Annotated in this window: 13 protein-coding genes; 8 read left to right on the forward strand and 5 right to left on the reverse strand. The window is 67.8% G+C overall.

The window, feature by feature from the left end; genetic code table 11:
- Positions 1 to 33 precede the first annotated feature (33 nt).
- Positions 34 to 981 carry a quinolinate synthase NadA gene (gene nadA, locus ACS8Y6_RS01845; protein WP_440854880.1) on the forward strand — a complete coding sequence of 316 codons (948 nt, stop codon included), beginning with the start codon at positions 34 to 36 and terminating at the stop codon, positions 979 to 981.
- A 41-nt stretch (positions 982 to 1,022) separates the two neighbouring features.
- Here the strand turns inward: nadA and ACS8Y6_RS01850 are convergent, their stop codons facing one another.
- Together ACS8Y6_RS01850 and ACS8Y6_RS01855 are read right to left on the reverse strand one after the other, a co-directional pair.
- Entirely contained in the window at positions 1,023 to 1,958 is a 936-nt protein-coding gene (locus ACS8Y6_RS01850) for a hypothetical protein (protein WP_440854881.1), read from the reverse strand.
- Positions 1,955 to 2,830 (reverse strand): ABC transporter ATP-binding protein, encoded by an 876-nt coding sequence (locus tag ACS8Y6_RS01855; RefSeq protein WP_440854882.1) that lies wholly within the window; start codon positions 2,828 to 2,830, stop codon positions 1,955 to 1,957. Before ACS8Y6_RS01855 ends, ACS8Y6_RS01850 begins: the two co-directional genes overlap by 4 nt.
- 246 nt (positions 2,831 to 3,076) lie before the next feature.
- Between ACS8Y6_RS01855 and ACS8Y6_RS01860 the strand changes: the two genes are divergently transcribed.
- On the forward strand, positions 3,077 to 4,201 hold the full coding sequence (locus ACS8Y6_RS01860) for a nucleoside hydrolase (RefSeq protein WP_440851553.1): 1,125 nt from the start codon (positions 3,077 to 3,079) through the stop codon (positions 4,199 to 4,201).
- A 146-nt stretch (positions 4,202 to 4,347) separates the two neighbouring features.
- Positions 4,348 to 4,557 carry a hypothetical protein gene (locus ACS8Y6_RS01865; protein WP_440851552.1) on the forward strand — a complete coding sequence of 70 codons (210 nt, stop codon included), beginning with the start codon at positions 4,348 to 4,350 and terminating at the stop codon, positions 4,555 to 4,557.
- Positions 4,558 to 4,584: 27 nt separating this feature from the next.
- Here ACS8Y6_RS01865 and ACS8Y6_RS01870 read toward each other — a convergent pair whose 3' ends face one another.
- Positions 4,585 to 5,532, reverse strand: coding sequence for a sugar kinase (locus tag ACS8Y6_RS01870; protein WP_440854883.1), 948 nt, complete (start codon positions 5,530 to 5,532; stop codon positions 4,585 to 4,587).
- Positions 5,529 to 6,566 carry a LacI family DNA-binding transcriptional regulator gene (locus ACS8Y6_RS01875; RefSeq protein ID WP_440850380.1) on the reverse strand — a complete coding sequence of 346 codons (1,038 nt, stop codon included), beginning with the start codon at positions 6,564 to 6,566 and terminating at the stop codon, positions 5,529 to 5,531. The genes ACS8Y6_RS01870 and ACS8Y6_RS01875 overlap by 4 nt, the downstream gene beginning before the upstream one ends.
- A 192-nt stretch (positions 6,567 to 6,758) precedes the next feature.
- On the opposite strand from ACS8Y6_RS01875, the gene uxuA reads away from it, so the two are divergent.
- A complete protein-coding gene (uxuA, locus tag ACS8Y6_RS01880; RefSeq protein ID WP_440854884.1) occupies positions 6,759 to 7,934 on the forward strand; it encodes a mannonate dehydratase in 1,176 nt (391 codons plus the stop codon).
- On the opposite strand, the gene ACS8Y6_RS01885 is transcribed toward uxuA, so the two are convergent.
- Positions 7,922 to 9,103 (reverse strand): MFS transporter, encoded by a 1,182-nt coding sequence (locus ACS8Y6_RS01885; protein ID WP_440854885.1) that lies wholly within the window; start codon positions 9,101 to 9,103, stop codon positions 7,922 to 7,924. The two genes, uxuA and ACS8Y6_RS01885, sit on opposite strands and share 13 nt — an antisense overlap.
- 219 nt (positions 9,104 to 9,322) lie before the next feature.
- Between ACS8Y6_RS01885 and pyk the strand changes: the two genes are divergently transcribed.
- The 4 genes from pyk to ACS8Y6_RS01905 all read left to right on the forward strand — a co-directional run bounded on the left by pyk (position 9,323) and on the right by ACS8Y6_RS01905 (position 12,729).
- Complete coding sequence (gene pyk / locus ACS8Y6_RS01890) at positions 9,323 to 10,744, forward strand: pyruvate kinase (protein ID WP_440854886.1); 1,422 nt, start codon at positions 9,323 to 9,325, stop codon at positions 10,742 to 10,744.
- A gap of 100 nt (positions 10,745 to 10,844) precedes the next feature.
- Positions 10,845 to 11,924, forward strand: a complete 1,080-nt coding sequence (locus tag ACS8Y6_RS01895) for a patatin-like phospholipase family protein (RefSeq protein WP_440850384.1) — start codon at positions 10,845 to 10,847, stop codon at positions 11,922 to 11,924.
- On the forward strand, positions 11,921 to 12,523 hold the full coding sequence (locus tag ACS8Y6_RS01900; RefSeq protein ID WP_440850385.1) for a Maf family protein: 603 nt from the start codon (positions 11,921 to 11,923) through the stop codon (positions 12,521 to 12,523). The genes ACS8Y6_RS01895 and ACS8Y6_RS01900 overlap by 4 nt, the downstream gene beginning before the upstream one ends.
- Positions 12,520 to 12,729, forward strand: a complete 210-nt coding sequence (locus ACS8Y6_RS01905; RefSeq protein ID WP_440854887.1) for a hypothetical protein — start codon at positions 12,520 to 12,522, stop codon at positions 12,727 to 12,729. The genes ACS8Y6_RS01900 and ACS8Y6_RS01905 overlap by 4 nt, the downstream gene beginning before the upstream one ends.
- The last annotated feature ends 306 nt before the right edge of the window (positions 12,730 to 13,035 follow it).

Genomic DNA, 13,035 nt, shown 5'->3' on the forward strand with positions numbered 1-13,035 from the left:
GCCGCCGTTATCGGCCGGGAGGAGAAGCACGACATGACCACCCACAACGAACAGCTCGTCGCCGACATCCAGCGGCTCAAGGCCGCCAAGAACGCCGTCATCCTGGCGCACAACTATGAGCGCCCCGAGATTCAGGATATCTGCGACTATCTCGGCGATTCGCTCGGCCTATCGCGCCAGGCCGCGGCTACCGATGCCGATGTGATCGTATTCTGTGGCGTGCACTTCATGGCCGAGACGGCATCCATCATCTCGCCGGACAAGACGGTGCTGATCCCCGACCTCAACGCCGGCTGCTCGCTGGCCGAGAGCATCACGCTGGAACAGCTGCAGGCCTGGAAGGCCGAGCATCCGGGCGCGACCGTCGTCGCCTATGTGAACACCTCGGCGGCGATCAAGTCGGAATGCGACTACTGCGTGACCTCATCCAACGCCGTACAGGTGATCGAGGCGATTCCGGCAGACGAAGAGATTCTGTTCCTGCCGGATCGCTTCCTCGGCACCTATGTGGAGATGATCACCGGGCGCAAGCTGCACATCTGGCCGGGCTCCTGCCACGTGCACGAGAAGATCGGCGACATGAATCTGGCTGCCAAGCAGCGCGAATACCCCAACGCCGAGATCCTCATTCACCCGGAATGCGGCTGTTCCACGGCCTGCATGATGAACTCGGCGATGAGCTTCGACTGCAAGGATGCCCATATCCACTCCACCAGCGGCATGCTCACGCATGCGCACGAGTCCGAGGCACAGGAATTCGTGGTGGCGACCGAGACCGGCATCCTGCACCGGATGAGAAAGGAAAATCCCGGCAAGACCTTCCACCCGGCCAGCGAGAACTCGGTCTGCGAGTACATGAAGCTGACCACGCTGGCCAAGCTGCGCGATGCACTGGCCTACGATCGTTATGAGGTGAAGGTCGACCCGGTGCTGGCCGAGGCCGCGCGCCGTCCCATCGACCGGATGCTGGCGATCGGCTGACGCGGCCTGTCGCCCGCCGGTCGTGGCGATGGGCGCGCTCTTTACACCAGCGTTGTGAACCGATGCCGGTACATTGTCGCCGCGATCAGGCAGGCCGCGGCAAAGAGTAGCCCCAGCCACAGATCGAGGGTCGTGACGGGACGATAAACGGCGGCCAGCGCCGGGCCGAGGCCGCCCTGGGCACCGAGCGCGGACAGGGCGCGGGTGAATCCGGTGGGCAGGATCGGGCCGACCAGCAGATGCCAGACCGGGTTCGGCAGCCCGAGCCCGCCGAGCATGGCAAAAAATGCCGGCACGATCACGGCCATGAGCGCCGGATGGCGGCGGGCCGTGGCCGAACACAGCAGCAGCCAGCCGACCGCCGGCGCCAGTGTCAGCAGATAGACCGGCAGCGCGGCCACGGTCAGGCCGCTGATTGCCAACAGATGAGTCTGGGCGATCAGATCGCGGGCCGCGGCCCCGGCGCCGAGCAGGGGCACAATGTAGATGCCGATGCAGATCCAGCCGGTCACGAGTGCGGCGGCCGTGTAGATCGCCGGCACGGCGATCATGACGATGAGTGTTTTGGCGGCCACGCTTTGACCGTCGCTCACGGGCAGCGATTTCCAGAACAGGATGCTGCGATCGCGGCGTTCCTCGAACAGACAGCCCAGGGCGTAGGACACCATCGCCGCCCCCAGCGCGAGCGCGAACAGCAGCAGTGTGGCCAGCAGCAGCAGCGAAATCGCCGGACCCAGATCGGCAGCGTTGCCCGGGCCGAGCGGCTGCAGGTTGAGCGCGAGCATGTTCAGCACGCTGCCGTTGTCGAATTCGAAATGGATCCGGCGACCGCCGTGGCCGAACAGGCTGGAGACGAGCAGCAGCAGGTTGAGCAGGATCATGACGCCGCCGAGAAGCACCGGCGCCATGATCAAGCGACGATGCTCCATGGCTTCGCGCCGCAGCAGCCAGCGGATGTTGTGCCAGGCGGTGTTCATGCGGGCTCCGGGTGCATGCAGGCCGTGAACAGATCGGCCAGAGCGGGGGGGCGCGGGTTGTCGTCGAGCGCGGCCACGGCGTTGCGATCGATTCCGGCCCCGCGATCGAAGATCAGGGCGTGGGCGCCGGGCAGGCGCCGCTCGCCGATCGGGCCGAGCGCGCGGGCGGCCGCGAGCCGGGCCGGGGCCACGCGGACCTCGATGAAGCGTTCGGCCAGCTCCGCCATGGAGGCATCGAGAATCTTGCGGCCGTCGCGCAGGAAGATGACGTCGGTGAGGATGCGCTCGATCTCCTCGACCTGGTGGGTGGTGACGACAATCGTGCGCCTGGCGTCGAAATAGTCGCCGAGCAGGTTGTCGTAGAAGGAGCGCCGGAACAGCAGGTCGAGGCCGAGCGTGGGTTCGTCCAGCACCAGCAGCCGGGCATCGATCGCCATGATGAGCGCGAGATGCAATTGCACGATCATGCCCTTGGACAGCTGGCCGACCCGACTCGCCGGATCCAGTGCCGAGCGGGCGAGGAAACGCTCACAGCGCGCGCGTGAGAAATGGGGGTGCAGGCCGCCGACCAGCGCCACCGCCTCGCGCACCCGCAGCCAGCGCGGCAGGGTGGCGACGTCCGAGATGAAGCACACCTCGCGCATGAGCGCATCGCGATCACGGATCGGGTCGTGGCCCAGAATGCGCAGTTCGCCCTCGCCATTGGCCAGCCCCAGCAGCCGGTTGAGCAGCGTGGTCTTGCCGGCGCCGTTGGGCCCGATCAGGCCGACGATGCGCCCCGGGCCCACGTTCAGGTCGACATCCGCGAGCGCGACCTTGCGCTGGAAACGCTTGCCGAGCCCGCGTGCGTGGATGACCGGGGTGTCGTTCATGACCTATGACTCGCGGGAGGAATGCCGGCGCATGATTTTGGCATGTCCTTTCTGAATCCACCCCAATCTCCGGCGCCATGCCGTCTGTTTTTCTCGGCTGGCGCCCGGTGGGCGGTCCACTTTTCGGAATAGCCCCGGCGTGTCACGATTCAAAGCGCCGATTTATGCGCCGCGAGGCCGATGGCGCCGTGCGATGAATCGGATTCATGCGCGTCGCCGGACCGCGTATTCGTCAGGGGGAAAGCCATGAGACGTTGTTTGGGCCTGTGCTGGTTGGCTTGCGTGTTGATCTGTATCGGGGGCACGGCCTTCGCCGCACCGGCATCCACCCCGCGGCTGGTGGTCATCGATCAGGACGGTTCGGGGCCCGGCGGCAGCAACATGCGTGCGATGCTGGCGCTCATCCAGGCGCCGCAGGTGAAGGTTCTGGGTATCTCGATGGTCACCGGCAATGCGTGGATGAAAGCGGAGACGCAACACACACTGCGCATGCTCGAACTCATCGGACGGCGCGATATTCCGGTGTATGAGGGGGCGGTACATCCGTTGGTGCGCAGCCGCAGGAAAACGCTCGCCGAGCAGAAACTCGACGGGCATGTTGCCTGGCTCGGCGCCTGGGGCGGCGACGGAACCGACCCCAAGGCGTATCCGAGCGACCCGAATGCGCGCCAGGCGATGCCCGAAGGGCGGCCCTCGATCGCCGCGCGGCAAGAGGATGCCGCCCATTTCCTGATCGCTGCCGTGCATGCCCATCCGGGGCAGGTGACGGTGTTCGCGGCCGGGCCGCTGACCAATCTGGCGCTGGCCCAACGCATCGATCCGAGCTTCGCCCGCACGGCCAAGCAGCTTGTCGTGATGGGCGGTTCGATCTCGCCGACGACCGACGATGCCGAGTTCAGCACCACCCCGAGTCATGAATTCAATGTCTGGTTCGATCCGGAAGCGGCGCATATCGTATTCACGGCCGACTGGCGCAAGATCATCGATACGCCCGTGGATATCTCGCTGCAGAGCTGGTATTCGGACAAAATGCAGGCGGCGATCGCGAAATCGCACAGTCCGGCGGCGCAGTACCTGGCCCGGTACGACACCGAGCGCTACTACATGTGGGACGAGATCGCCGCGCTGGCCTGGCTGCACCCGGCACTGGTGACGAAAACGCGCCAGCTGTACCTGGATGCGGATATGAGCCATGGCCCGAGCTATGGTAATACGCTCGCCTGGACGAAGCGCAGCAAACCCGAGACCGCTGGGCCACCGGCGATCGTGCAGATGAAGCTGGATCGCGCCGCCTTCGACCGCGCGTTCATCGCGCTCATGCGGGCGCCGACCCCGCTTGCCCGCGATCCGGCGGTGCGTCGACACGACTGAGCGCGGCCCGCGCACTCGTATTGTCGCCGCGCGAGTTCGGTGGTCACCAGCCGGTCGCAAGTGACCGGGCTTCGCCCCGGCGGTTTCATGCATTGTTCAGGCTGTACAGTTTAGCCTGTACAAAGAAAGTGCAACGGAGCATGGCCATGAAACGACTTCTGTTCGCGGCCCCGTTATTGGTGTTGCTGGCCGCCTGCGTGCCGCCGTATCACGACCACGGCGGCTGGAACCATGGAGACCACGGCGGTTACGGGCACGGCCATGACCGTGGCCGGGACAATGACGATCATGGTTATGGCCACGACCGGGATGATGACCACGGCGATCACGAAGGGCGCGACCCCGACCACGACTGATCGCCGGGCGGTCGCGCCACCGGTCGGTCAGTCCACCTCGTCGCGGCGCGGCAGCCCGTCCGAATCGCCCGGATACTGAATCACGCGGGCGGCGATCGCATTGGCGCGCTCGAGCGCGGCCCGCGGCGTAGCGCCTTCCAGCCGGGCGCTGATGAAGCCGACCGCAAAACCGTCACCCGCGCCGACCGTATCCACGACCCGCTCGACCGCCCGGCCCGCCACCCGGCAGCGGTCCTGGGCCGACTGCCAGTACGCGCCTTCGGCGCCGAGCTTGACCACGACTTCGCCGGCACCGGCGCCGAGATAGAAATCTGCGATGGCCTCGGGCACACGCGAGCCGGTCAGAATCTCGCCTTCGTCGATGCCGGGCAGCACCCAATCGGCCTTGGCCGCGAGGGCGTTGATCGCCTCGCGCATAGCCTGTTCGCTTGTCCACAGGCTCGGCCGCAGGTTGGGATCGAACGAGATCGTGCCGCCGGCCGCGCGCATGGCATCCATGGCGTGATGACACAAGGCCTGCGCGGAACCGCTGATCGCCGCCGGGATACCGGTGCAATGCAGATGCCGCGCGCCGGCCATGCGTTCGGCCGGCAAATCGGCCGGGCCGAGGGCGCTGGCGGCCGAGCCCCGGCGGAAATATTCGGTCTCCGGATCGCTGCCATCCTCGCTGCGCGACTTGATCTGCAGGCCGGTGGGGCGCGTGTCGTCGACGACCACGTGGCGGCCGTCGATGCCCTCGGCGGCCAGCGATTCGACGATGAAGCGGCCGAAGGCATCGTTGCCGACGCGGCTGGTCCAGTCCACGGCGAGCCCGAGCCGGGCCAGGCCGATGGCAACATTGCTGTCCGCACCGGCGAGCCGGCGGGTGAAATGGGTCACGTGCGCCAGATCGCCGGGCGTGTCGGCCGCGAACAGGGCCATGCTTTCGCCGAAGGTGACTACATCCACGCGTGCGTCGTGCGGCCCGGTCGTCATGCCGGGGGCGCGGTCGAGCCGCGGGCCTTGAGCGTGGCCGGCAGGCGATGGACCGCGGCCGGTGCGGCGTCGCCGTTGATACGGTTCAGCAGCGTCCCGATGGCGCGGCGGCCGATGGCATCGACGGGCTGTGCCAGCGTGGAAATGCCGGGGCCGGCCAGAGCACACCAGGCGAGTTCGTCGATGCCCAGCACGCCCAGCCGGTGGAAGCCGTTCAGGCGCTGCAGTGCATGGCACACGGCGAGCGTGACCACGCCGTTGGCGCACAGTACGGCGGTGGGGCGGGGCTCGGCCATCAGCTCGGCCAGCCGTTCGTCGAGCCCTGGCGCACCGGCCTGTTCGATCACGGCTTCGTGCCGGTCCGCCGCCAGACCGCGGCGCCGGCATTCCGTCGTGAAGGCCTCGGCGCGGGCGATGCGCGAACTGATGCCGGCGACCGGCTCGATGATCAGTTCCAGCCGCTGATAGCCGCGCGCCACCAGATGTGCGATGGCTTCGTCCACCGCGGCGACATCGTCCAGCCCCACCATGTCGCAATCCAGTGCGTCGATCTGGCGATCCACCAGCACCATCGATAGTCCGCGCTCGCGCATGGCCTCGAGCGCTTCGGTATTGCGGCCAACCGTGTTCACGATCAGGCCGTCCACGCTGTAACCGTCGAGCACCTCCAGGTGCCGGCGCTCCAGGGTTTCGTCGTTGTCGGTGTTGCAGACCATCAGCGAATAGCCGGCCTCGCCGCAGGCGCGCTCGGCGGCATGAATGAGGGCGACACTGTAGGGGTTGCGGATATCGGCGACCAGCGCGCCGATCAGTCGGGTGCGCCCGCCGCGCAGGCTGGCGGCGATGCGATCGGGCCGGAACCCGAGGCGTTTCACCGACCGCTCGATGCGGGCCTGCATGGCCTCCGACAGGCGATGACGCTCCTCGCCGAAATAACGCGAGACGCTGGTCTTGGAAATACCCGCGTCGCGCGCGACATCGCGAATGGTGGGGCGACGTGTACTGTCGTGGGCCTGCGGCCGCGAATCGCTCATCGGACTCCTCGAAACACGCCCCGTACCCGATTCGGCCAGAGTGCCGCGGTATCGAGCAGGGGACGCCAATGGGCATCGTTCGACCGTACGGGGCTGTCTGGCCGAAGATGACACTATCGTTATGGTGCAAGTATAGACATCGTGGTCGGTGCCTGCCGATGCCACGGGGCGTACGAACAACAGGAGAGGACCATGGAATACACATGGCGCTGGTTCGGTCCGCCGGACCCGGTCACGCTCGCCGAGATCCGCCAGACCGGTGCGACCGGCATCGTCACCGCGCTGCACGAGATCGACAACGACACCGCCTGGCCGGTTGACGCGATCGAGGCGCGCAAGGCAGCCATCGAGGAGGCCGGACTGCGCTGGTCGGTGGTGGAGAGTATTCCGCTGACCGAGGCGATCCGCACCGGCGGCCCCGACCGCGACGCCGACATCGATGCCTGGGCCAGCACGCTGCGCCGGCTGGGCGCGGCCGGTGTGCAGACCGTGGCCTATAACTTCATGCCGGTCGCCGACTGGACCCGGACCGAGCTCGCGCGGCCGTTGCCCCACGGCGGCACCGCGCTGGCCTTCGACTACATTGCCTGTGCGGCCTTCGATCTGTTCATCCTGGAGCGCCCCGGCGCGGCGAACGACTATGACCCGGCCGACCGGGCCGCCGCGCAGGCGCATTTCGATGCGCTGGATGAGCCCGCGCGCCAGCGTCTTGCCGACAACATCACCGCCGGGCTGCCCGGCGCCGACGCCGGCTACGATCTGGCCGGGTTCCGGCAAGCGATCGCGGCCTATCGCGGCATCGGCCATGCCGGACTGCGCGAAAATCTGCGCTACTTCCTGGAGCGCGTGGTGCCGGTCGCCGAGGCCGCCGGCGTGCGTCTGGCGATTCATCCCGATGATCCCCCGCGACCGTTGTTCGGCCTGCCGCGCATCGTCTCCTGCGCCGACGATGCCCGCTGGATTCTCGACGCCGTCGATAGCCCGGCCAACGGCCTGACGTTCTGTACCGGTTCCTACGGCGCTGCCGCCGACAACGATCTGGTGGCGATGGTCCGCGCGCTCGCGGCGCGTATCCACTTCGTGCATCTGCGCTCGGTGGCCCGCGATCTGGTCGAGCCCCGTTCGTTCGCCGAAGCCGAGCACCTGGGCGGCGATGCCGATATGGCGGGCGTGATGGCGGTGCTGCTCGACGAGGAGGATCGAAGACAGGCCGCCGGCGGCGCGTTGCTGCCGATGCGCGCCGACCACGGCCATCACGTGCTCGGCGACGCCGCGCGCGCCACCCGTGCCGGCTATCCGCTTTACGGCCGGTTGCGCGGGCTGGCCGAGTTGCGCGGTCTGGAACAGGGGCTGCGCTATGCGCGTTGACCCTCCAGGCCGGTGATCGTGTGCCAGCCCAGCGGCAGGCACAGCATGTTCAGGCCGAGCAGGCAATACAGCGCGCTGGCGGTGGTGCCGCTGGCATCGACCAGGCTGCCGGCGAGCAGCGGGACGATGAAGGCCAGCACATAGCCGACGGCGAACATGCCGGCTGCCACCGCCCCGGCCCGTGCGGGCGTGAGGATCAGCGCGGGCAGACTGGTCAACGCAATCAGCTGCACCGCCGAGGCCAGGCTGATCGCCACCACGCCGCCGATCAGCCACAGCGAATCGCTGGCCATCACCACGGCGAGCCCCGCGATATGCAGCACGACGGTGGCGAACAGCAGCCGTGGCAGTGCCAGCAGGCGGCGTATCGTGGCCATCAGCAGTAGCGAGACGAACAGCTGCACGGCATTGAAGATCGCCAGCACCAGATCGATATGCGACGCCAGATGCTTGCTGGCCAATATCGCGCCCATATAGGCGTTCAACCCGAAGAACGTGGACGCGGTCAGCCCCAGCAGGCCGCCGAAGCGCCAGACGCGCGCGTCGCGCCAGTCCGGCCAGCGCGCGACCTGATCGAGCGTGGGACGCTCGCCGTGCAGCCGTGGGATCCGCAGGAACGGCGCGAGTACGACGATGGGGATCGACAGGGCGAACAGCGCCGCGCGCCAGCTGCCGCCGACCGCCGGTAGCAGCCCCGGCAGCGTCAGACCCGCGCCGACGAATTCGCCCACCATCATGCCGTTGAGATAGACCGTCGCGCCCAGGGCCACAAAGCCCGGGCACCAACGCGCGACCAGCGCCGGAAGCGCCGGCTGCATGATGGCGATGCCGAGCCCCGTAGCCGCGGTGGCGATGAGCAGGATGCCGGCATCCGGCGCCACCCCGCGCGCCGCCGAGGCCACGCCGGTCAGAATCACCGCCAGCATGAGCGCATTGCGGGCGCCGAAGCGGGCGATCAGCCAGGCGGCTGGCACCGCGCCCAGGCCCAGTGCCAGTACCGGCAGCGTGGTCAGTGCACCCACACCGGTCTGGTTCAGCGACAGCGCCTCGGCGATGCGGGGGCCGAGCGGGGCGGCCACCAGAATCGGCGCGCGCATCGTCATCCCGGTGAGCCACAGCAGAACGAAGATTCCGGCGCGCGCCAGCACGCCGGGCGGGGTTGCGGACATCGGCAACGGACGTTAACGGATGACCGGCCGCAGTCTAGGGCCTGTTGCCGTTGCGTGCGAGCGCCGCGTCGGCGTGTCCAATCGAGCCGTGACCGGGCGCGCGCCACTGCGCAGGACCGCCGGGTTCGCGCACGTTCCCATCCGCGTCGGCGATGTGCTGGCGCGGCTCACGGCCCGGGGGTCTGCCGCTTTTCAAATGGTTGTGCTAGCGTCCCCCGCATGCATCGCAAAACCAAGATACTCGCCACCCTCGGCCCGGCCAGCGACAGCCCGGAAACTTTGAAGCAGTTGATCGAGGCCGGCGTCGACGCCGTGCGCATCAACTTCTCCCACGGCGCTGCCGACGAGCACCGCCGGCGCGTGGATACCGTGCGCAAGGTCGCCAGGGAACTCGGCAAGGCCGTGGCCGTGCTGGGTGACCTGCAGGGCCCGAAAATCCGCATCGAATCGTTCGTGGACGGTTCGGTGGAACTCGAGAACGGGCAGACGTTTACGCTCGATACCGAGATGGAGGCCGGCGCCGGCACCAAGGATGCGGTTGCCATCCATTTCAAGCCGTTGCTCGCGGACGTGAAAAAGGGCAGCCAGCTGATGGTCAACGACGGCGCCATCGCGCTGACCGTGACCGAGGTCGACGGCCCGCGCATCGTCACCCGCGTGGAGGTCGGCGGCAAGCTGTCCGGGCGCAAGGGCGTGAACCTGCGTGGCGGCGGCCTGTCGGCCGGCGGTCTGACCGAAAAGGACATGGAAGACATCAAGCTCGCCGCGTCGCTGGAAGTGGACTTCCTGGCCGTGTCGTTCGTGCGTGGTGCCTCCGACATGCATCAGGCCCGCCGGCTGATGAGCGAGGCCGGCGGCAGTGCCCGGCTGTGCTCCAAGATCGAGCGCGCCGAAGCGCTGGATGCGCTCGAGGAAATCATCGGTGCCTCCGATGTGGTCATGGTGGCCCGCGGCGATCTCGGCGTGGAGATCGGCGATCCCGAACTGCCGGGCGTGCAGAAGCGCATCATCGCCCAGTCGCGCGAGATGAACCGGCTGGTGATCACCGCGACCCAGATGATGGAGTCGATGATCGAAAACCCGACGCCGACCCGCGCCGAGGTGCTGGATGTGGCCAACGCCACGCTCGACGGCACCGATGCGGTGATGCTGTCGGCCGAATCGGCCGTGGGCAAGTATCCGGTGCAGACGGTCGCAGCCATGAGCCGCATCTGCCAGGGCGCGGAACGTGAGGCGGTGGCCGAACGCGCGCCCGCCGGCCTGGCGGCGCATTTCCGGCGCACCGACGAGGCCATCGCCATGGCCACGGTCTATACCGCCCGCAACATGCACGCCGATGCCATCATCTCGCTGACCGAGTCGGGCACCACCGCCATGCTGATGTCGCGCCAGGGCGCACCGGTGCCGATCTTCGCGCTGACGCACTATCCGCGCACCGAGCAGTATCTGGCCCTGTGCCGCAATGTGTATCCGGTGGCGTTCAAGCCGAGCGAGCTGGACAGCATGGTGCCGAGTACCGAAGCCATGGCCTGCCTCAGGGCGCGTGGCGATGTGAGTGCCGGCCACCGCGTGTTGATCACCAAGGGCGATTTCACCGGTCCGGGTGGTACCAACACGATGAAGATCCTGACCGTCGAGTAATCGACGGCGCCAGGGCGTGTCGTCGTGAGATACACCCCGTGATATTCGCCGCGGCCGGCGTATCGCGAACTGCGGTGCGCCGGCTTTTTCGTTACATGCCATGACCGACAGCGCCCGCTATCTGACCCTGAAGGCCGGGCCCGCCGCGCGCGGCGCGCTCGCCGAAGGCGCGCTCACCCCCGCGCGGGTGGGCGCAGTCGCGGGCGCGGCCGGCGGGCCGAAATGGCTGGCGATTGCCGCCTTTTATCGCGCGCTGTTCACCGACTGGTTCGCCGAACGCGAAGCGCCGCTGCCGATCGTGGGCTCCTCGATCGGCGCCTGGGCGGGCGCGGTGGCCTGTCACCCCAGCGATCCGGGCGCGGCGATCGATGCGCTGACCGAGGCCTATATCGGCCAGCGCTACAGCATGAAGCCGGATGCCGCCGAGATCACCGCGACGCTCGCGGCTATTCTCGATCAAGTGCTTACCCCCGAGGTGCGCCGCGGCGTGCTGACCCATCCGCGCTATCGCCTGCATGCGATGACGGTCCGCTCGCGCGCGGCGATGGCCACCGATCATCGCGCGCTGCTGGCCGCCGGTTCGGTGGCCGCGGGGCTGGCCAATGCGGCCTCGCGCCGCTGGCTGGGCGCGTTCTTCGAACGCGTGGTGTTTGCCCGTGATGGCCAGTCGATGATCTATGCCGAGGACGGCATCGCCAGCCGCACGGTGGCGCTGACCGATGACAATCTGCGGGATGCGGTCTTCGCCAGTGGTAATGTGCCGTTGATCATGCAGGCCGTGAAGAATCCGGCCGGCGCGCCGCCCGGGCTGTACCGCGACGGCGGCCTCACCGATTATCACATCGACCAGCCGTTGCTGGCGGCCGATACCGCGGCGCCGATCGTGCTCATGCCGCATTTCGACACGCGGCTGGTGCCGGGCTGGCTCGACAAGCGGCTCGGCTGGCGGGCGCCGCGCCATGCCGATCATGTGCTGCTGGTCGGCCCCGGCCCGGCGTTCAGGGATCGCCTGGTCGACGGCGCGGTGCCCGGGCGGCGCGATTTTCATCGTTATGCCGGCGACGACGCCCGGCGTGAACGGGCCTGGCGCCAGGCGGTCGATGCCGGGCGTTTCATGCGCGATGCTTTCTTCGATCTGGTCGCGACCGGGCGCCTGATCGAGCATGTGGAGAACCTATGAGCGATGCGTTGATCCTGGCCTCGGCCTCGCCGCAGCGGGCCCGCCTGCTGCAACAACTCGGGCTGGCGTTCACCGCGATCCCGGCCGATATCGATGAAACCCCGCGCGCGGGCGAGACGCCCGATGCGCTGGCCGAGCGACTGGCGCGAACCAAGGCCGAGGCCCTGTCGGCGGCTTACCCGGCCGCCCGGATCCTGGGCTCGGACACGGTGGTCGCACACGGCGCCGAGGCCTTCGGCAAGCCGGTCGATCTGGCCGACGCGCAGCGCATGCTGGGTGCGCTCGGCGGAACCACGCATCGCGTGATCACGGGCGTGGCCCTGTTCGCGGACGGCGTGACCGAAACCACGACGGTGGTCAGCGAGGTGACCCTGGATGTGCTCGACGAGGCGGCGATCGCGGCCTACTGGGCCACCGGCGAGCCGCAGGGCGCGGCTGGCGCCTATGCCATCCAGGGCCATGCCGGGCAGTTCATCTCGCATCTGTCGGGCAGTTTTTCGGCGGTGATGGGCCTGCCCGTCTATGAAACCGCGGCACTGCTGCGCGCGACCGGGCTCGATCCGTTGCGCCAGGCGAGCGCCGCCGGGGTGATGGCATGAGGGCGCCGAGTCCGGCCCGTATCGCGGTACTGTTCCCGATCTGGGCGGCCGCACTCGCGATCGCCGGCTATCTGTGGCCGACCCTGTTCAAGCCGGGCGCGTTTCTCATCGCGCCGTTTCGGCTGTCGGGCGCCGGCGTGGCCGCGCTCTGCAAGTGCTTCGACGGCTGGCGCGAATACGATCGATCGCTGAATGCCGCCGGTTAGGGCATGTCGATGTTTCATCACATAGACAGCCAAAGCAGCGTACAGGCCATGGCAACAACCGCCTCGTAGTGGGCTTTTGATTCATCGAAGCGACCATTGGCGGACTGGGCTCGCAACGTCCGTGGTTTCGGGCTCCGCGTGACTTTTCTCTTCGTTCCTTAAGGCATTTGTCCGCAGATCAACACAGATGTACGCAGATGGCGGTTAGTCGTTTGGGGCGTTGGTTCGAGCGTGGCGCGAACGGTTGCCTGCGCTTTGTTCCCAAGGATAGTTACGTAGGTCGGATTAGGTGCTTGCACCGTAATC

The organism is Salinisphaera sp. RV14 (genome assembly GCF_052044135.1).
GTDB lineage: Bacteria > Pseudomonadota > Gammaproteobacteria > Nevskiales > Salinisphaeraceae > Salinisphaera.

Coding starts and splice junctions, on each gene's coding strand:
- nadA (WP_440854880.1), top strand. CDS start 34: ATGACCACCCACAACGAACAGCTCGTCGCCGACATCCAGCGGCTCAAG.
- ACS8Y6_RS01850 (WP_440854881.1), bottom strand. CDS start 1,958: ATGAACACCGCCTGGCACAACATCCGCTGGCTGCTGCGGCGCGAAGCC.
- ACS8Y6_RS01855 (WP_440854882.1), bottom strand. CDS start 2,830: ATGAACGACACCCCGGTCATCCACGCACGCGGGCTCGGCAAGCGTTTC.
- ACS8Y6_RS01860 (WP_440851553.1), top strand. CDS start 3,077: ATGAGACGTTGTTTGGGCCTGTGCTGGTTGGCTTGCGTGTTGATCTGT.
- ACS8Y6_RS01865 (WP_440851552.1), top strand. CDS start 4,348: ATGAAACGACTTCTGTTCGCGGCCCCGTTATTGGTGTTGCTGGCCGCC.
- ACS8Y6_RS01870 (WP_440854883.1), bottom strand. CDS start 5,532: ATGACGACCGGGCCGCACGACGCACGCGTGGATGTAGTCACCTTCGGC.
- ACS8Y6_RS01875 (WP_440850380.1), bottom strand. CDS start 6,566: ATGAGCGATTCGCGGCCGCAGGCCCACGACAGTACACGTCGCCCCACC.
- uxuA (WP_440854884.1), top strand. CDS start 6,759: ATGGAATACACATGGCGCTGGTTCGGTCCGCCGGACCCGGTCACGCTC.
- ACS8Y6_RS01885 (WP_440854885.1), bottom strand. CDS start 9,103: ATGTCCGCAACCCCGCCCGGCGTGCTGGCGCGCGCCGGAATCTTCGTT.
- pyk (WP_440854886.1), top strand. CDS start 9,323: ATGCATCGCAAAACCAAGATACTCGCCACCCTCGGCCCGGCCAGCGAC.
- ACS8Y6_RS01895 (WP_440850384.1), top strand. CDS start 10,845: ATGACCGACAGCGCCCGCTATCTGACCCTGAAGGCCGGGCCCGCCGCG.
- ACS8Y6_RS01900 (WP_440850385.1), top strand. CDS start 11,921: ATGAGCGATGCGTTGATCCTGGCCTCGGCCTCGCCGCAGCGGGCCCGC.
- ACS8Y6_RS01905 (WP_440854887.1), top strand. CDS start 12,520: ATGAGGGCGCCGAGTCCGGCCCGTATCGCGGTACTGTTCCCGATCTGG.